At 64.8% G+C, this 18,126-nt stretch carries 17 protein-coding genes; 9 read left to right on the top strand and 8 right to left on the bottom strand.

Annotated elements, in window-relative coordinates:
* Window positions 1–46: 46 nt before the first annotated feature.
* Entirely contained in the window at window positions 47–1,162 is a 1,116-nt protein-coding gene (locus tag LVJ94_29195) for a hypothetical protein (GenBank protein ID WXB00983.1), read from the bottom strand.
* Between the two features lie 167 nt (window positions 1,163–1,329).
* Between LVJ94_29195 and LVJ94_29190 the strand changes: the two genes are divergently transcribed.
* The 3 genes from LVJ94_29190 (at window position 1,330) to LVJ94_29180 (ending at window position 4,505) form a co-directional block, all read left to right on the top strand.
* Window positions 1,330–1,899 (top strand): sigma-70 family RNA polymerase sigma factor, encoded by a 570-nt coding sequence (locus tag LVJ94_29190; GenBank protein WXB00982.1) that lies wholly within the window; start codon window positions 1,330–1,332, stop codon window positions 1,897–1,899.
* A 29-nt stretch (window positions 1,900–1,928) separates the two neighbouring features.
* Complete coding sequence (locus LVJ94_29185; GenBank protein ID WXB00981.1) at window positions 1,929–2,660, top strand: SDR family oxidoreductase; 732 nt, start codon at window positions 1,929–1,931, stop codon at window positions 2,658–2,660.
* Window positions 2,661–2,726: 66 nt separating this feature from the next.
* Entirely contained in the window at window positions 2,727–4,505 is a 1,779-nt protein-coding gene (locus LVJ94_29180) for a hypothetical protein (protein WXB00980.1), read from the top strand.
* 46 nt (window positions 4,506–4,551) lie between these two features.
* On the opposite strand, the gene LVJ94_29175 is transcribed toward LVJ94_29180, so the two are convergent.
* Window positions 4,552–6,144, bottom strand: coding sequence for a serine/threonine protein kinase (locus LVJ94_29175; GenBank protein ID WXB00979.1), 1,593 nt, complete (start codon window positions 6,142–6,144; stop codon window positions 4,552–4,554).
* 180 nt (window positions 6,145–6,324) lie between these two features.
* On the opposite strand from LVJ94_29175, the gene LVJ94_29170 reads away from it, so the two are divergent.
* The 4 genes from LVJ94_29170 to LVJ94_29155 all read left to right on the top strand — a co-directional run bounded on the left by LVJ94_29170 (window position 6,325) and on the right by LVJ94_29155 (window position 10,512).
* Window positions 6,325–6,756: a YciI family protein gene (locus LVJ94_29170; GenBank protein ID WXB00978.1), complete on the top strand. Its 432-nt coding sequence runs from the start codon at window positions 6,325–6,327 to the stop codon at window positions 6,754–6,756.
* A 46-nt stretch (window positions 6,757–6,802) separates the two neighbouring features.
* Window positions 6,803–8,071 (top strand): RNA polymerase sigma factor, encoded by a 1,269-nt coding sequence (locus LVJ94_29165; GenBank protein ID WXB00977.1) that lies wholly within the window; start codon window positions 6,803–6,805, stop codon window positions 8,069–8,071.
* A 94-nt stretch (window positions 8,072–8,165) separates the two neighbouring features.
* Window positions 8,166–9,296, top strand: coding sequence for a S1 family peptidase (locus tag LVJ94_29160; protein ID WXB00976.1), 1,131 nt, complete (start codon window positions 8,166–8,168; stop codon window positions 9,294–9,296).
* A gap of 115 nt (window positions 9,297–9,411) precedes the next feature.
* Window positions 9,412–10,512, top strand: coding sequence for a hypothetical protein (locus LVJ94_29155; protein ID WXB00975.1), 1,101 nt, complete (start codon window positions 9,412–9,414; stop codon window positions 10,510–10,512).
* On the opposite strand, the gene LVJ94_29150 is transcribed toward LVJ94_29155, so the two are convergent.
* Entirely contained in the window at window positions 10,509–11,402 is an 894-nt protein-coding gene (locus LVJ94_29150) for an alpha/beta hydrolase (GenBank protein ID WXB00974.1), read from the bottom strand. The genes LVJ94_29155 and LVJ94_29150 overlap by 4 nt on opposite strands.
* A 100-nt stretch (window positions 11,403–11,502) precedes the next feature.
* Between LVJ94_29150 and LVJ94_29145 the strand changes: the two genes are divergently transcribed.
* On the top strand, window positions 11,503–12,195 hold the full coding sequence (locus LVJ94_29145; protein ID WXB00973.1) for a hypothetical protein: 693 nt from the start codon (window positions 11,503–11,505) through the stop codon (window positions 12,193–12,195).
* Window positions 12,196–12,253: 58 nt separating this feature from the next.
* Window positions 12,254–13,099: an alpha/beta hydrolase gene (locus tag LVJ94_29140; protein WXB00972.1), complete on the top strand. Its 846-nt coding sequence runs from the start codon at window positions 12,254–12,256 to the stop codon at window positions 13,097–13,099.
* Here the strand turns inward: LVJ94_29140 and LVJ94_29135 are convergent.
* Genes LVJ94_29135 through LVJ94_29115 form a run of 5 tightly spaced genes read right to left on the bottom strand, consistent with a single transcriptional unit; the run spans window position 12,992 to window position 17,964 of the window.
* Complete coding sequence (locus LVJ94_29135) at window positions 12,992–14,212, bottom strand: putative sulfate exporter family transporter (protein ID WXB00971.1); 1,221 nt, start codon at window positions 14,210–14,212, stop codon at window positions 12,992–12,994. The two genes, LVJ94_29140 and LVJ94_29135, sit on opposite strands and share 108 nt — an antisense overlap.
* On the bottom strand, window positions 14,209–15,531 hold the full coding sequence (cysN, locus tag LVJ94_29130) for a sulfate adenylyltransferase subunit CysN (GenBank protein ID WXB00970.1): 1,323 nt from the start codon (window positions 15,529–15,531) through the stop codon (window positions 14,209–14,211). The genes LVJ94_29135 and cysN overlap by 4 nt, the downstream gene beginning before the upstream one ends.
* A gap of 1 nt (window position 15,532) precedes the next feature.
* Window positions 15,533–16,498 (bottom strand): sulfate adenylyltransferase subunit CysD, encoded by a 966-nt coding sequence (gene cysD, locus LVJ94_29125; protein WXB00969.1) that lies wholly within the window; start codon window positions 16,496–16,498, stop codon window positions 15,533–15,535.
* Window positions 16,499–16,504: 6 nt separating this feature from the next.
* A complete protein-coding gene (locus LVJ94_29120) occupies window positions 16,505–17,182 on the bottom strand; it encodes a phosphoadenylyl-sulfate reductase (GenBank protein WXB00968.1) in 678 nt (225 codons plus the stop codon).
* A gap of 14 nt (window positions 17,183–17,196) precedes the next feature.
* On the bottom strand, window positions 17,197–17,964 hold the full coding sequence (locus tag LVJ94_29115; GenBank protein ID WXB00967.1) for a sulfite exporter TauE/SafE family protein: 768 nt from the start codon (window positions 17,962–17,964) through the stop codon (window positions 17,197–17,199).
* Window positions 17,965–18,126: the final 162 nt, after the last annotated feature.

The raw sequence follows: 18,126 nt of genomic DNA, 5'->3' as shown, positions 1-18,126 counted from the left end.
TCTAATCGGTCCGTTCGCGCGGCGCAACTGCACGGATTCTTCGTCGTCACGGAAGAATGGCCGCCGCGGAACCGTGGCGGGCGGACGGGGCCGTGCCGACGTTGCGTTTGCTCCAGGTGGTTCCGTCCCATTCCCAAAGGTCATTGAAATAGGTCAGGGAGCTCTCCCCAACGTCGCTGCCGGCGAAGAGAAGGACTTTGCCTTCCAGCGTGCCCATGCCGTGGAGTTCGCGCGCCTTCGGGGCCACGGCGGGGGAACGTTGGGTCCACGTGGTTCCGTCCCACTCCCAGGTATCGTCGAGCCGGGTGGTGCTGCCGGTGGCATTCACGCCGTAGCCGCCGAAGAGAATGACCTTGTTGCCAAAGGTCGCCATCGCGTGACCGTCGCGCGGTTTGGGGCCGGTCACATTGAGCTGGGTCCAGCAGGTCCCATTCCACTCCCACGTGTCGTCGAAGACGCGTTCGCCGCGGCCGCCGAAGAGAACGACCTTGTTGCCGAGGGTCGCCATGGCATGCCCGGAACGCGCGAGGGGGGCACCGGCAACGTTGCGCTCGGTCCACGTGGTTCCGTTCCATTCCCATGTATCGTGCAACGTCGCATTGCCGTTTTCGCCGCCGAAGAGGACGACGTTGACGTCGAGTGTCGCCATGGCACCGTGCATGCGCTTTGGCGGTTCCGTGGCCGCGAGACGCCTGCCCCAGCTATGCCCGTCCCATTCCCATGTTTCCCCGAGCGCGCTGTCCGAGGTGCCACCGAAGAGCACGACCTTGTTTCCGAGCGTGGCCGCTGTGCTCATGCGCGCCGACGGTCCTGCGGTATTGCGCTGGAACCACGTATTTCCATCCCATTCCCAGGTGCTGTCCAGATAGCCGTCGTCGTCATTTCTGCCACCAAAGACAACGAATTTGTCCTGACGTTCGCACGTGCCTCCGTCGCAGGTGCAGGCGCCGTTCACGGCGTGCAAGCACCCTTTGGCGTCAGAGCTGCCATCCCGTTGGGAAATGCCGCCATCGTATCCGGGATAAAATACGGGGGGCGATGGGGACCATCGACCGGGATCGTAGTCGCTCGGCGACGCGCAGCTCGCGATGAGCGCGACGGCGACGAAGCCCACGATCGAAAAGGGCCACCTTCGGTCCAGGTGCGACTGGATATCATTCATGGGAGCCACCTCGATAAGGTATGCGTTGCGTGGAACTTAATGCGTATACGTTACGTATACGTTGTTCCCGCCATCCTCCAAATGACACCAAATGACAGGCGCGCGATGACGAGCGCAGCCGTACTCGATTTTTTGTAACCAATGGCTTCGTCGCGACCTATGGGATCATGTCCTACGCCATGTCGCTCGACCCCATGACCCATGCCTCCGGCTCCACGAGCTTTCTCTCCTGGGTCACCTCGCTAGTGCACGAGCATCGCGGGCAGCTGCTGGCGTATGCGCGTCGGCGCGGCCTCGATGCGGAAGATGCGCTCGATGCCGTGCAAGACAGCTTCACGTCGTTTCTGACCTTGCCCGAGGCGCGTGCGCTGGCCCGCGAGCGCGAGGACGCCATCAAGATGCTCACGGTCATTTTGCGCCACCACGTGATGAACCGCCGGAGCAAGCAGGTGCGCCACGGACGCGCTCGGATTTTGCTCGAGGCCCAGGCCTCCCAGGCCAAGGGTGAAGACCACGACGCGCTCGTCGCCCACGCCGAGGAGCTCGCCCGGGTCCAGGGGTGCATCGTGCGCATGGCCAAGCTGCAACGCAATGTCGTCATGCTGAGCCTTCTCGACGAGCAGCCGCACGAGGAGGTGGCGAAAATCCTGGGCATCTCGCCCGGCTACGTGCGCGTTCTGGTCCACCGTGCGCGCGAGCACATTCGCCTGTGTTCGTACATCGACGAAACGCTGTAACGAAGTACGGGCTGCCGACCTAGGTCGGTATGCACGATACGAATGGGAAAGTGGCCCTGGTCACGGGCGCCTCCAGTGGAATTGGACTCGGTATTGCCAAAGCGCTTTTGGACCGTGGCTACGACGTCGTGGCCACGTCGCGCCACGCTTCGCGTGCTGGCACGCTCGTCGCGTCCGAGAAGCTCGCCCTGGTCGATGGCGACGTCGGTGAGGCCAGCACGGCATCGCGCGCGGTCGATACGGCATTGTCGCGTTTCGGCAAGCTCGATTTGCTGGTCAACAATGCGGGCATTTTCATCGGGCGCCCCTTTACCGATTACACCGACGACGACTACGCGCGGCTCCTGTCGACGAACCTGACGGGCTTCTACCACATGACGCGCGCGGCACTGCGGCACATGGTCCCACGTCAATCGGGGCACATCGTCAACATGGGCGCGTCGTTGGCGAGCCAGCCCATGGCCGGCATACCGAGCGCGTTGCCCATGCTCATCAAAGGCGGCATCGAAGCGGCCACGCGATCGCTGGCCATCGAATACGCGGCGCGCGGCATCCGCGTGAACGTCATCGCCCCAGGCGTCATCGACACGCCGATGGTTCCCAAGGACAAACACGCACAATTCGCGGCCTTGAGCCCTGCGAACCGCATCGGAACCGTCGAGGAGATCGCCGACGCCGTGCTCTATCTCGATGGCGCTTCGTTCGTCTCGGGTGAGATCCTCCACCTTGACGGAGGCGCCCACGCGGGCAGGTGGTCCTAGGCGCGGACATGCGCGAAACGCTGGTCGCGATTTGACATTGTCCGTCGATGCGATTCACTCCGCGCCATGGGGACCGTGTTGAAACCGCCGCCGAACCCGGTGCGTCGTCTGGGAATTGGGGCATTCGTCGGGGGCGGGCTCGCCATGGCGGTGGGACTATTTCCAGTTCTCGTCGCGGGCGAGACGGGCGCATGGCCCGTGGCGGCCTTTGGCGTGGTGGCCATCGGTTATGGGGCGTGGATCTTGCGCATGACCCATGCCGTCCAGCTCGTGAACACCGCGTTGGACCGCGTGACGCGTGGGCACTTGGACGAGGCGGCGTCGATCCTCGACAGCGTCTCGACACGGAGCCGGCCCCTATTGCGCGTCATGGCGAGCCAGCGCGCGCTCATTGCCCTCTACCGGGGCGATGCGCATGGGGCCATCGAACACGCCGGTCGCGCCATCGATGGTCGCTACGCGTGGTTGGAGCGCCTCAACGAGATTGTTCAAGAGCTTCACGCTCGAGGCATCCGCGCCGTGGCCGCGGCGGGCTGCAACGATGCCGTGCGGGTCCGCGAAGACGTCCAGGCCATCCAAGCTGCGCCGCTCGCGAGCACCGAAACACGCGCGCGGGCGGTGTTGGCCGAGGCGATTCTGCTGTTTCGAGAAGGCCGCTTCGACGAAGCCCGCGCGATCCTCGACGCAAAGCGACGGCTCCTCCTCGATTTCGGGGATTCCCGGCAGCGTGCCATCGTGCGGGCCATGCAGCGCTCGATCGCGGCGCGCACCACCTCCATTTACCGCGAGGCGGCCCGACGTGAAGGCCCCCGAGGCGACGCACCTTTGCTGGCGAGTTGGATCGCGGCGGTCGTGCCAGGTGCAGACGCGTTTGCACCCGCGGTTGGCCCGACCGCGTCGGCGGCGGAGGCTGTGGGCGTCGAAGCGCTTCGCACCGAGGAAGGCCTTGCCCATGCCGCCGCGGCGGAGCTGGCCGTAAAGCACCCCTTTGCAGGAGCGTGGAAGCGGTGGGGGCTTCTTTGGGGGCTCCTGGTTGCCATGATGCTCCTCATACTGGCCGTGCTCCCGGCCGGTGTGCCATCGAATACGTCGAATGAATCGCCGCAAGCCGTCGAGGAGTCCTCCCATCCGCTGGAAGGGCTCGGCGTGCCGGTGCTGATGAGTGGAGCTATCGTCGTGCTCGTATTGGGCTACCGGAGGAGCCAAACGCGCAAGCTATCCCGCATCGAACGTCTTTGGGCGGACGGTGACGAAATCGCTGCGGCGACGGCATTTCGAGGCATGGCGAAGAACATCCTCCCCGGTTTCGCGGCAACTGCTCGGCTCCGTCTCGCGCAAATGGCCTTACGCCGCGCCGATTTCGCGGGTGCGCTCGGAGAATGCGATATGGGGCTCCGCAAAGTCATGAACGATGCCATCGCACGGCAATTCCTGGTGCCGCAGCTCTTGAGTGAGCGGGCAACGGCCCTCGCCGCCGTGGGCCGCCACGACGAGGCCACCGCCGTCGTCGGGAGCATCTCCAAAGTAAATGGCGCCTATCCTTTCCTCGGCGCCGCACAGCTCCGTGTCCGTCTGCTCCAGGCCCTCCGTCACGATGCGCTCTCCTCGGCGCGTGAGCTCGCCCGTCAGCGCACTCCGGATCTCCCGCTGCCGCTCCCCGTTGAAACGCTTGCCGATGCCCTGGTCGCCACGGACGATGACCAACTGCAAGGCGGGAAAGAAGCGCAACGCATCCTGCACGAGCTTGCGACGGACGCGGACCTTCGCCACTGGTTCGACGCCGTCTGGCCCGCCGGAGAAGCATTGCTCGGCCGCGCTGCCCGGCGCGCGGAATTGCCTTCGTGAGGGAGGAGCCTCTCGCCTTTCGCGACGTCGCGAAAAACGAGCCCCGTCAAAGGCAATTCGGCTTGAAGAGCTTTCGCGTTCCCTCGTAATAAAACGGAGGATCGCACGGGTCCGATGATGCCTCCGCTCCGGTCGATGTCGCCGAGGTCGGCGATGCCGAGGGCGCAGGATCCGCCAACCCGGATGCCGCTGCACCATGCCGTCGCTTCCCGCGCCGCGCCGGAATGGGAATGGGCGTCGCCGATGCCGCCGGCGTGGGCGCTGCGATGTCGGAGGCGACACCGGTTACCGCTTCCGTGGGCACCGACTCCGGTGCGGGTGTAGCTGCAGGCGCCGATCCCACCGGCGCGACCGCCGGAGCCCGCGCCACCGCCGGTGCTGGCTTCTGCGGCCACGCACGAGGCACGAACACGACCAACGCCCCCGCGAGCAGCGCCACCACCATCCATGGCAGTGCCGCGCGGAAGGACCGATTCGGCGCCTCCGATGCCACGACGACGACCCGGCTGGACGAGGGGAAGCCCATCATCTCTTGGATCGCCGTCTTCGACACTTCGTACGATCCCGAGCGCGCCCGGACGCTGCTCTCCACCGACAAGAGAAGCTGCTGCCGGTTCACCAAGTACTCCGACGCCACGGCCTTTACCCATTCGGCGACTTCGAACGTCGTCGCCGCGGGGCATGCTTCGAGCAGCGCTCGGCCCATTGCCGCGGCGGTTTCGAACCGCGCTTCCGGCTTTCGCGCCAGCGCCCGATCGAGCACCCGCTCGAGCGCAACGATCGTGTTGCCGTGCGCCACGGTCCACGCGGCCGGTGTGAGGGCGAGGGCATCGCGGAGCGACGGAGTCTCTCCCTCCAGCACCGCGGCGAGCATGGCCACCTGATCGCGCGGCGTGCGCATATGGCGGTGGGCCAAGAGCTCCCAGAGAAGGATGCCCGCCGCATAGATGTCCACTTGGCGCGTCGCCGGCTCGCTGCGCAGCTGCTCGGGCGCCATGTAGGCGACCTTGCCCTTGAGGACCCCCGCACGGGTGATATGCCCGCTGGAGCGCGCCTTCGCGATGCCGAAGTCGAGCAAGCGTGCGACTCCGTCCGCGCTCACCAGCACGTTCTGCGGCGAGACATCGCGATGCACGATGTGCAGCGGCTCGCCCATGCCGTCCTTCGTTTCATGCGCAGCTTCCAGCCCCGAGAGCACGCCCGCCACGATGGCGACGGCCACCTTGAGCGGAATGGGCGCTCCGGCGTTGCCGCCCTCGTTGCGAAAGGCTTTGCTGCAAAGATGACTCAGCGGAACGCCGTGCACGTACTCCTGCACGAGCACGAGCTCCCCGCGCGTGGCCACCACGTCGAGCACCGGCACCACGTTGGGGTGATGAATCCGCGAGGCGATGCGCGCTTCGTCGTGGAACATCGAGACGAAGTCGGGATTCTCGGCAAACTGGGGATGCAGCCGCTTCGCCGTGACCAGCCGCTGGAAGCCTTGCGCGCCAAGGAGATGCGCCAGGTGGATGGTCGCCATGCCACCGCGGGCGATGGGCGCATGAAGGACGTAGCGTCCCCCTACCATCTCGGGATGCTCTGAACGCGCTCCGTTCTTGACGGGGCCCCACTCCGCAAGGTCCTGATCGCTGGCCATCTTTCTTCAGAGCATGTCGAACATAGAACGGGAAGCTTTGCGCTTAGACTATAGCAAGCTCGGCGTACCCGCACGAAAAACGTGTGCTGGCGCTGTCGATGGTGTCGATCCATCGACGTGACGTTCGACGTCCGAATGAATACGCCACGGAACACGTACACGGGTCGAAGGAGAACGAACATGCGATTCATGGTCATCGTCAAGGCGAACAAGGATTCGGAAGCCGGGATTCTGCCGAGCGCGGAACTGCTCACCGCCATGGGCAAGTACAATGAAGAGCTGGTGAAGGCTGGCGTGATGCTTTCAGGTGAAGGACTGCACCCGAGCGCGAAGGGCGCGCGCATCCGCTTTGGCGCCAAGGAGCCCACCGTCATCGATGGTCCCTTCAGCGAGGCGAAGGAGCTGGTCGCGGGCTTCTGGCTCTTTCAAGTGAAATCGCGCGACGAGGCCATCGACTGGATCAAGCGCGCGCCATTCGGCGAAGGTGCGGAGCTCGAGCTACGTCAGGTGTTCGACGCGGAGGACTTCGCCCCGGTCGATCCCACCGGCGAGTTGCGCGACAACGAGGCCAAGCTCCGTGCGCAGCTCGAATCCGGTGCCGCCAAGAAGTGACGTTCACGCTTTCTCGCGAAGGCTAGAAATGCGATTCTAGCCCGCTGTGATAGCGTCGGACACCCATCGCACGATCAACGCGGTCTGGAGAATCGAGTCACCCAGGCTCATCGCCGGACTCGCGCGGATCGTGCGCGATGTCGGCCTCGCGGAGGAGCTGGCGCAAGATGCGCTCGTCGCCGCCCTCGAGCAGTGGCCCACGTCGGGCATCCCGGACAATCCGGGCGCGTGGTTGATGGGAACGGCCAAGCACCGTGCGATCGATTCCTTGCGCCGCAACAAGCGCATCGAACGCAAGCACGAGGAGATCGGCCATCAAATCGAGGCCGAGCGCGAGCTCACGGTGCCGGACATCGAGGCCGCGATCGACGACGACGTGGGCGACGATCTGCTTCGCCTCGTCTTCACGTCGTGCCACCCCGTGCTGTCGACCGAGGCGCGCGTCGCGCTCACCTTGCGCCTCTTGGGCGGGCTCACCACCGAGGAGATCGCACGCGCATTTCTCGTGCCCGAGCCGACTGTGGCGCAACGGATCGTTCGCGCCAAGCGCACGCTCGCGGAGGCCAAGGTGCCCTTCGAGGTGCCGCGCGGGCCCGAGCTGGCTGAGCGCGTGTCGTCCGTGCTGGCGGTGATTTACCTCATCTTCAACGAGGGCTACTCCGCGACGGCGGGCGACGATTGGATGCGGCCGGGCCTCTGCGAAGATGCCTTGCGCCTCGGGCGTATCCTGGTCGGGCTCATGCCGGATCAACCCGAGGTGCACGGCCTGGTGTCGCTGATGGAGATTCAAGCGTCGCGTCTGGGCGCGCGGGTCGGGCCATCGGGAGAGCCCATTCGGCTTCTGGATCAGAATCGCGCGCGGTGGAATCATATGCTGATTCGCCGCGGCCTCGGGGCGCTCGCGCGGGCCGAGGAGCTGGGCGGTGCGAACGGCGCCTATGCGCTGCAAGCGGCGATTGCGGCGGTGCATGCGCGTGCGAAGACGGCGGAGGAAACGGATTGGGCGCGCATGGCGGGGCTCTATGCGCAGTTGGCGCAGGTCACGCCTTCGCCCGTCGTCGAATTGAATCGCGCCGTGGCCGTGTCCATGGCCTTCGGCCCCGCCGAGGGCCTCGTCATCGTGGACGAATTGATGCAAGAAGCGTCGCTCGAGCGCTACCACCTGTTGCCGAGCGTGCGGGGCGACTTCCTCGAAAAATTGGGCCGCCTCGACGAGGCCCGTGTCGAGTTCGAACGTGCCGCCGCGCTCACGCGCAATGCCCGCGAGCGCGATCTTTTGCTCGAGCGTGCGGCGGCGACAAACCGGTCGAAGTAAAGTCACCGTTTACACGTGACGGGCGCGCATGGGTATTCTGCGCGAAAAGGTGCCTTTGACGCGATTGGCGTGATTTCTGCCAATGTCCGTGTCGATGAACAAATCTTACCTACTCCCATTTCTTCTGGCTTGCGTTGCACCCGGTTGCTCGGAGGGCAGCGACGGTCGTCCAAATGAGGCCGAGAGCCGCTCGAATACGGCGTCGATCATCAACGGGACGGATTCGACGGCCGAGCAAGACGCGGTGGTCTTGATCGCCGATTACAATCCATCGACGCAAAAGAGCGGACGGTGCACCGGGACATTGTTGGCACCAAACCTGGTGCTGACCGCGCGCCATTGCGTTGCGGTGAGAACCGATGGGGCGGACCCATGCGCCTCGAACGCCGTCTCGGGTAGCCAGGATCCGTCGATCTTCTACATCTTCACGGGGGCGAAGCTGCCTGGCGATCCGTCGAATGCGGACGTTCGCGCGAAAGCGGCGGCCCGTGGAAAGAAAGTGATCACCGAGGAGGGCAATACCCTTCAGTGCGGTCACGATTTGGCCTTGCTCCTTTTGGACAAGGACATCCCCAATGCGAAGATCCTCCCGGTCCGTCTGGACATGCCCACGCTCCCAGGAAACGTCATGACCGCCGTGGGGTGGGGCATGACCGCGGCGGGCACCGTCCCGTCGACGCGCCAGCAGAAAAAGGGCCTCAACGTGTACCAAACGGGGCCCGCCGAAGGGAGTGACGTCCATCCCGCTCTTGCCGAAGGAGAGTTCGTCATCATCGGCGAGGCCGCATGCGTCGGCGACAGCGGCGGTCCTGTCATCACGAGCTTGCGCGGCGTGGCCGGGGTCGTATCGCTCGTCGGCGGTGGCCCGGGAGAGAATCCGCCGGACTATTGCTCGGGGTCGAAAGCGGGCGCCATTTACACGAAGACGGACTTCCACAAAGATCTCATTTTGAGTGCCTACGCCGAAGCTGGGCACGAGCCGTGGATCGAGGGCGAACCCGCACCGGGCACCAAGCCTCCCTCGTTGGATGGCGGCGGTGGCGGTGGTGGCGGCGGCGGCGGCGACAAGGACGGCGGCACGGGCGATCCCGGTGCACAAGATGGGGGTAGCTCGAAGAGCGGTTGCGCGATCTCTCCCGGCGTGTCGTCTTTTGGCGGAACGGGACTGTTCGCGCTGATCGGGTTGGCGGCCTTCGCGCGGCGTCGCCGTCGCGCGCACGATTGACGCGGACTGTGCCACCCGCGACATGAGCGCCTCGAGCTGGGCCCGCACCGACCGTGAATCCTCGCGGCGGTGCGGGCTTTGCTCTCCGACATGATCGGAAATGAGAGGTGCTCTCATGCGAGAACGTATCCCTTCGACGATTCCTTCCAGTGCCCGAGCAACCGTTCTTTCGCTCGCGTTGGTGGCGCTCGGCGCCGTCGCCTGCAGCTCCCGTGTGGACTCCCCGGCTGCGGTGGGCGCGCGCGAGGATGGCCTCGCGGTGGCCCAAGGCCAGGCTGACGCGCTGCCGGAAACCTGTCCCGAGATCGAAGATGCGATGAAGACGTGGGTCGCATCGCATCGGAGCTGCAACGAAGATTCGGCGTGTGCCTACATTCCCGATTTGGATTCGGTGAACCTTTGCGAAATCGTCTCGCCCGGCAACGACCGCCCCGAGCTGGATGCGCTGCTCGCGGCGTGGAGAGACAAGGGCTGTTCGGCCGGCGGCATGTGCGGCCATGCTCCCGGCAAGGCCGTTTGCGAAAATGGAACGTGCCAATGGAAAATCGACAATAGCTGCCAGGAGTGCCCGGACAATCTGGACCCGGTGTGCACGACGCACGGCCAAAATGCCATCAACGAGTGCTACGCGAAGCACTGTCTGCACGATCCCGAAATTGCACACACGGGTTTTTGCGAGGACTCGGCGGAGTGCAAAGCGGCGCGGGGCACGTGCAACGAGTGGCTCTCGGTGGAAGATCCGCTATGCCCCGACGGGACGCGCTGGGAAGGCTCCTTCTGGGCGCCCGAGGCGACGAAGGGGTGCGCGGGTGGCAACTTTCAGAATACCTGCTGCACGAAATGGTACCAGCCCTGCAGCTACATCGGCGGCACGATGACCTTGAGCGTCGATCCGTTCACGTGCCAGCCGCCGCCGCGGGAGCAGGGCGCTCCGTGGACATGCCTGCACACCGAGCAGAAGACGTGCGTCATGCAGGCGAGCCTCTCGCAACCGTTCAACCCCGGCGGCGATTACAATGCGCACATTTCGATCGTGGCCCGATATGGCAACAAGGTCACCGTGCGCGGTTTTCACTACGAGACGGGCCGGCGTTTCCGCTGCACGGGCAAAGTGTCGTACGACATTTCCCACGCCAGCGAGTGGTCCTGCGAGGCCTGCGATGGAAACGACTGCACGCAGTGCACGGCGGAGCAGACGTATCTCTGTAAACTTTAACCTTGGCCCCGCTCGAAGCATCGGGTGAGGAAAGGGTCGACATGCGCTAAAAACTCCGCGGCGCGATCCTCGTGGCAGTAGAGGCTCGCGCCTTGGATTGCGCGCAATTCGGCGCCGCCCCCGAATTGGGAAACCATGTTGCGGGCTTTGTCGATGGGGAAGAAGGGGTCTTCGGTGCCCCACACGAGAAGGGTCGGCGCGAGGATGCGCCGGTGCACGTGGACGAGTCCTTCGACGACCCCGAAGTCGAGGTATTTCGCCAGCAGCATTTGGCCCGCGGTGGCCTCGTGCGAGTCAATCAATGGGCGCACGAAAAGGTCGTAGAATTCGCCTTCGATGCTGCTTCGGTGCGTGAAGCACCCGCCGAAGGCGAGCCGGGAATGCCGAAAGGAGCGAAGACGCATGAGAAGGCGCAGAATGTGATTCGTTCCGGGCATCTGCGCGGAGATGCGGTACGCCTCCAAGATCGGCGGCACATGGCCCGGGATTTCCGTGTCACCCAGCGCCAGCCCGACGACGCGCGGATCGTCTTTGGCGGCGATCCGTGCGGCCACGGCACCGCTGTCGTGGGCCACGTACGCAAAGCGCGTGAGGTCCAGCGCGTCGACCACCCGGCGCAAGCTCGCCGCGTGTTCGCTCAATCCGGTGGGCGCGTCCTGCTTCGATTGGGTGTGGCCAATGTGAGGCAGATCGATCAAATGGCATGTGAATCGCTCGGCCAGCGGCGGCACGAAATCGCGAAAGGTGGCCGCGTGCAACGGCCAGCCATGGACGAACAGGAGATCTGGACCTCGACCAAATCGCCAATGGGCTATTTGGCTATGGCCAATGTCGAGAAAATCGTGCGGCTCGTTGCGCAGTTCGGTGCGAACCTGGTCGGCGGTGTACATGGTTCGGTGACGATGCTCCGGCACCCGGCCTTTGGCCATTACCTGCCAGGTAACGCCTCCCGCTTGACGGACTGCATCGCGCGGTGATTCCCTCGCAGCCATGGCTCCATTGGGTGCAATCGCCGGTAGCGCTTATGAAATCGTCGGGCCGCTCGTCGGCCGGGCCTTGCGTGCTTTCTTGACGACCTTGCTCGGCATGGCCGCGTTGACGGTGGTCATGGCCGGCGCCGCGTTTTTCACCTCTCGCGGTGCAGCCGGTGCCGACGCTCCGTGGCTTCGCTGGGCGGTCCCGGTGCTGGTCGCCCTCGTGGCGGGGGCGGTCCTGGCGGTGCTGTTGGCGTCGAAGCGCGCCATCGCCATGGCCCTCGTCGAAGGATTGGGTCGGTTTCGTCTGGCCGAGCGCCTCGTGCGCAGCGTGTTTGCCAAGCTCGGAGATGGGCAGCTTGCACGTGGCCTCGAGAGGTTGCCTTTGGCCGACGCCGAGCACCGTCTCCGCAGTGCCGTCCAAGCGATGCTTGGCCAGCGGGCTGAAAAGGGCGGATTTTTTGCCACGCGCATCCACGATGCGGCCCTTCGCCAGGTCGAGCGCCTCACCTTGGCGAAGTTTCGCGAGGCCAACGCGCGCACCGGCGGCGTCGATCTCGCGCTCGTGCGTGACGAGCTTGCGCAGCGTGGCGACGAGCTTCTCCGCGACGCCATCCTGGATCGGGCGACGAAGCTGACGTACATGGTGGCTGCCGCTTACGTTGCAGGCGTGCTCGTCGTTGCATACACCGTTCGCGAGTTCTTTTGAGAAGGCTTGTCGATCGGGGCGCCCGCCATTCGACGCGTGGTGAAGAGGAGACACCCCCATGCGACTCATGAAAAGAATGTGGTTGGCCTTGACGTTGGCGCTGCTGGGAACCGTTGCGGGGTGTGGCTCGAGCGAGGACGATTCGCCGCCGAGCTCGAACCCTGCCGGCAAATACACCCCCGTGAACGGTATGCAGATGTACTACGAGGAGAGCGGCCAGGGCGAACCGCTGGTGGTGCTCAACGGCGGTCTCTGCACCATCGCATCGTGCGTGGGGCCGCTCCTGCCCTCGTGGGCGAAAACGCGGCGGGTCATCGCCGTCGAGCAGCAAGCGCACGGGCACACGAACGACATCGATCGGCCCATGACCTACGACCACATGGCGGAAGACGTGGTCGTCTTGCTCGAGCGGCTCGGGATCGCGAAGGCCGATTTCTTCGGCTACAGCGACGGCGGCATCGTGGCCCTGCGGCTCGGCATTCGCCATCCCAACGTGATCCGCCGGATGGTGACCCTTTCCGCCTACCACGATAACCGCGCCTTGCAGCCGGGGTTGCTCGAGCAGATGGAGCAGCTCACCCCGGAGGCGCTGCCGCCGTCGATGCGGGACGAATACGCGAAGGTGGCGCCGGATCCGAGCAAGTGGCCCGTCCTCGTCGAGAAGGTGAAGAGGCTCGGCCTCGACTTTCAAGGCTTTCCCGATTCGGAGATGCGCACCATCCCGGTGCCCGTGCTCATCGTGATGGGCGATCACGACATCATGACCGCCCCCTACGGTGAGGAGTTGTCGCGTCTTCTACCGAACGCGCAACTCGCGGTGCTGCCCGGCGCCGACCATTTCAGCATTGCCACCCACGCGGAGACCATTCTTTCGAAGAGCACGGCCTTTCTCGATGCGCCATGAGAGGTAGCTCAGGGCCAAAGCACTTGCGCCGATGAGAACCACCGCGTACGTCGAACCGTGTGCGCCGGCGCAAATCATCGCCAGGGTGACGCCGGCCATCCAGACCGAGGTGACGCCACCCACGGCGAGGGCTCGGACGCCCGCGCGCAGCAGACCGCGCAGCTCGAGGTGCAAACCGATGGACGCCGACACGGAGACCATCGCCACGTCGACGAGGACGCGGTTCACATCGAGCACCGCCGCCCACGCCGTGTTTCCAACGAGCACGCGATCGCCCAGCGCCCGCGCCGCCGCGAGCGCGAGGTAGCCGAGGAGAAAACCCGGAAGATGCGCGGCCACCCGCTTTCGAAGGTCGACGCGTGCACCGCCCGCGGCATGTCCGCGCAGGAGCGCAAAGGCCACCAACGTCGGCGCGAGAAGCAGCACCCGCGCCGACTTGGAGGCGGCCGCCATGACCCCGCCCGCATCACCGGCGCCGCCCATTTGCTGGCCGACGGCGATGGCGCTGGAGAGATCGTTGACCGAGAGACCGGCCCACAACCCGGCATAGCTCGGGTCAACGTCCAGATAGAGTGCAATCGGGCGAAACGCCAAGAGCGCCGTCACGCTGAAGACGAAGACCGTGGCAATGGCAATGCCCTGATCGTCGCGCTCGCCGCCTGCCACCGGTGCAATGGCTTGAACGGCGGACGCGCCGCAGATCATCGTGCCGCCCGCGACCAGATCGACCAGCGGCCGCCGCAGACCGAGCCACGCTCCCATGGCATGCGCCACGAAGAACGCGCTCGGAATGGACGCCGCGGCCACGCCCAGAATGAGCGCGACCTCTCCCGCCCCAAGGAACTTCGTCTGCACCTTGAGGCCCATGAGAACGATGGCCGCACGCAGCACCCACTTGCCAGTGAATCCGAGCCCCTTCGCGTAGGCGTGCGTTTCGGCATGCTCACTGGGCCGCGGAAGCCGCAACATCCGCCCGAGCGGCGTATTGAGGATCAGCGCACCCAGTGCAATGGCCACGAGGACGTCGGAGACGTACGGCGAAGGGGGCAGCGCGTGCCGGATGCCCAGCGCGGCCAGCCCCACGCCGAACGCCAGCGCGAGGCCGGGGATCAAAGCGATGCCATGATGGGCGCCGACTGGCCGAGGATCATGCCGGCACCCACGGTGTTGTTGGTGACCTCGTCGATCAGAATGAAGGCACCGGTGGTGCGGTTCACGTCGTAGGTGTCGAAGGCAATCGGCCCTTGCAGTTTGAAACGCACCTGGCCGATGTCGTTCATCTTCAACTCCGCGGCGGGCTCGCGCGCCAGGGTGTTCACGTCCAGGCGATGATCGATGCCCGAGACCAGCGCCTTGACCGTGCGCGTGGTGTGCTTCACCAGGTACTTGCGCCGCGGATCGAGCGGTGCGTCGCCCATCCAGCAGACATTCGCACGAACCTCGCGCGTCACCTGCGCCTCGTGCGCATGTTCGTTCGACTTGACGAACATGTCGCCGCGCGAAATATCGATTTCGTCCTCGAGCAAGAGGGTGACCGACTGCGGCGCGAACGCTTCTTGGAGCGGTCCGTCGTAGGTGGCAATCTCTTTGATGCGCGAGGTACGGCCCGACGGCAGGATGGTGATGTCGTCGCCCACGCGCACGCTCCCCGCCTCGATGCGCCCCATGTAGCCGCGGAAATCGTGGTGTTCCTGCGTCTGCGGCCGGCTCACGAACTGCACCGGAAAGCGGAAGGCGCGCTGGTCGACGTCGTCGTCCACGGGCAAATTCTCCAGCAGCCCGAGAAGGGTTGGGCCGCTGTACCAGCAAAGGTTGTCCCCGCGCTCGACGACCATGTCGCCGTGCAATGCGGACATGGGCACGTAGTGCACGTCCGGCAGGTGCAGCGCCTTGGCGAAGGCCGCAAATTGCGACTTGATGGTCTCGAACGTGTCCATCGAATAGCCGACCAAGTCCATCTTGTTGACGGCCACCACGATATGCCGAATACCGAGCAACGCGGCGACGGCGGCGTGCCGGCGGCTCTGCACCGACACGCCTTTGCGTGCATCGACCAGGATGATCGTGAGGTTCGCCGTGGAGGCTCCGGTCACCATGTTGCGCGTGTACTGCTCGTGCCCCGGTGTGTCGGCGATGATGAACTTGCGCCGCGGTGTGGCGAAATAACGATACGCCACGTCGATGGTGATGCCTTGTTCACGCTCGGCGATGAGGCCGTCGGTGAGCAGGGCCAGATCGGCCACGCTGCCACCGCGGCGGGCGGTGGTGCGCTCGATGGCGGCATATTGATCTTCGAAGATCGATTTCGAATCGTACAAAAGACGCCCGATGAGCGTGCTTTTGCCATCGTCGACGCTGCCCGCAGTGGAGAAGCGCAAAAGGTCGATCGCGTGATCAGCGGGGTGGGAAATCCGAATTTCGGCGGCCGACATGTTAGAAATACCCTTCCTTCTTGCGCAGCTCCATGGCCGCCTCGGCGACTTGATCGTCCATGCGGGTCGCGCCGCGTTCGGTGATGCGTGTGGCGGCCGTCTCGCGAATGATGGCTTCGACGGTGTCGGCGCTCGATTCGACGGCGCAGGTACAGGGCATGTCGCCCACCGTGCGGAATCGCACCATGCGGTTTTCCGGCACTTCGTCCGACTTGGGCTTTACCAGCTCGTTGATCGCGAGAAATCCGTTCCCACGCGCAACCACGTCGCGGCGGTGCGCAAAGTAAATCGACGGAATCTCCAATCGCTCCTGCCCGATGTACTGCCAAATATCGAGCTCGGTCCAATTGCTGATCGGGAAGACGCGCATGTGTTCACCCTTGTGGACGCGCGTGTTGTAGAGGTCCCACAGCTCGGGGCGCTGGTTCTTCGGGTCCCACTGGCCGAAGTCGTCGCGGAAGGAGAAAATGCGCTCTTTGGCGCGCGCTTTTTCCTCGTCGCGGCGCGCGCCGCCGAAACAGGCGTCGAAGCCGAATTCACCGATGGCATCGAGCAAGGTGACCGATTGCATGCGGTTGCGGCTCTCGTCCGGCGTCTTGGGCACGATGCGCCCGCGGTCGATGCTGTCCTGCACCGAGCGCACGATGAGTCGTTCCCCGAGCTCCGCGGCGCGGCGATTGCGGTAGTCGATGACCTCGGGGAAATTGTGCTCGGTGTCGATGTGCAAAAGCGGGAAGGGGAATTTGCCCGGCCGGAAAGCCTTCTCCGCGAGGCGCAGCATCACGATGGAGTCTTTGCCGCCGGAGAAGAGCAGCACGGGGTTCGCGCACTCGGCGGCGACCTCGCGCATGATGTGAATGGACTCGGATTCGAGCGCCGAAAGATGGCTGAGACGGCGTCGGCGGGTGGAGGAGGGGGCCTTCGGGCTGGGGTCTTCCCAGCCCTCTGGGAGCTTGAGCGCGTTCATGTTCGATTAATTCCTTCGGTGGAGACCGCATTCCTTTTGATCGGGGCGCTCCCACCACCAGCGGCCCGCGCGAATGTCTTCGCCTTCGGTGATGGCGCGTGTGCAGGGTGCGCAGCCGATGCTCGGATAGGAGCGATCGTGGAGTCGGTTGTAGGGGACGTTGTTCGAGCGGATGTAATTCCACACGTCCGCCTCGGACCAATCGAGGAGCGGATTGAATTTGACCAAGCCGTTTTCGACGTCGTCCTGCTGCTCGGCGAGGGCGGTGCGCGTGGGGGCCTGGTCGCGCCGCAGGCCCGTGATCCAGGCTTTTTTCCCGGCGAGGGCGCGCTTCAGCGGCAGCACCTTGCGCACGTGGCAACAGGCCTTGCGCGCTTCGACGCTGTCGTAGAATCCGTTGAAACCGTGGGCGGCGAGATCTTCTTCGACGTCGCGGCTGTCGGGGAAGTAGACGCGGATGCGCAGCGGATAGCGCTCGGAGAGCTTGCGCATCAATTTGTGTGTCTCCTCCGGCAGCCGCCCCGTGTCCAAGCTGAATAATTCGATCTTCGGGGCGGCCTTGGAGATGAGATCGGTGAGCACCATGTCTTCCGCGCCCAGGCTGTTGGCAAATGCCGCGGGCGTGAAATCCGCTTCGATGCGCTTCAGAAGTGCAAGGGTGGTGTCGATTTTCGTGTCACTCATGAAGATCCCGTCCGTCAGAACACGAGGCGGCCGCCGATGATGGCCAGCATGGACGCCAGAATGGGGCGCAGCACTTTGTCGGGCACGTGCGTGCTCACGCGGCTGCCTAGGTAAATGCCAGGGAGGGAGCCAAGCAGCAGGCTGCCCAGGAGCGAAACGTTGACGCTGCCCATGAAGGCATGGCCGAGGCCCGCGATCGCGGTGAGCGGCACGGCATGCGCGATGTCCGTTCCCACGTTCTGAACGGTGGGCTTTTCCGGATAGAGAAAGCAAAGCGCCACCATGCCCAGGGCGCCCGCACCGACGGACGATATGGAGACGAGAACGCCGAGGACGACGCCGGTGGTGATGGTCGCCGGAACGAGCCAGCGTTCGCGCCACTCGCCTTTGCCGGTGGTGAGTTTGCGCAATTTCTCTTTGAAGAGCACCGCGACGGCGGTAAAGAGAAGCGCGATGCCGAGCGTGTACGTGACGACAGACGAGAAATGCTTGCTGTCGACGCCGAGCTTCCTGAGCAAGAGGATGCACGCGAATGCGGCAGGAAGGCTGCCCGCGGAGAGCCAGCCGACGACCTTCCAGTCGACACTGCCGCGGCGCCCGTGAACCAGGGTGCCGCCCGCTTTCGTAATCGATGCATAAAGCAAATCGGTTCCCACCGCGACCGCGGGTGAGATGCCGAATGCAAGAACCAGAATGGGCGTCATCAACGAGCCGCCGCCCACTCCAGTGAGTCCAACCGTGAAGCCGACCAACAGGCCGGCAGCCGTGTAGATCCACTGCATGATTTGTATTTCGGTGAGGGGATGCTGCTGCGCTTCTAGCGTTTGACGCTTCGTGCACGAGCGCGTGCGCGTGCACGAACACGTAGACGATCACGGGACACGAGCACGATCACGAGCTCGTGTTCGTGACCGTTCACGTGTTCGTGATCGTTCACGCGCACG

The organism is Sorangiineae bacterium MSr11367, assembly GCA_037157805.1.
Taxonomy (GTDB): domain Bacteria; phylum Myxococcota_A; class Polyangia; order Polyangiales; family Polyangiaceae; genus Pendulispora; species Pendulispora rubella.
This window is presented reverse-complemented; position numbering and strand designations above follow the sequence as displayed.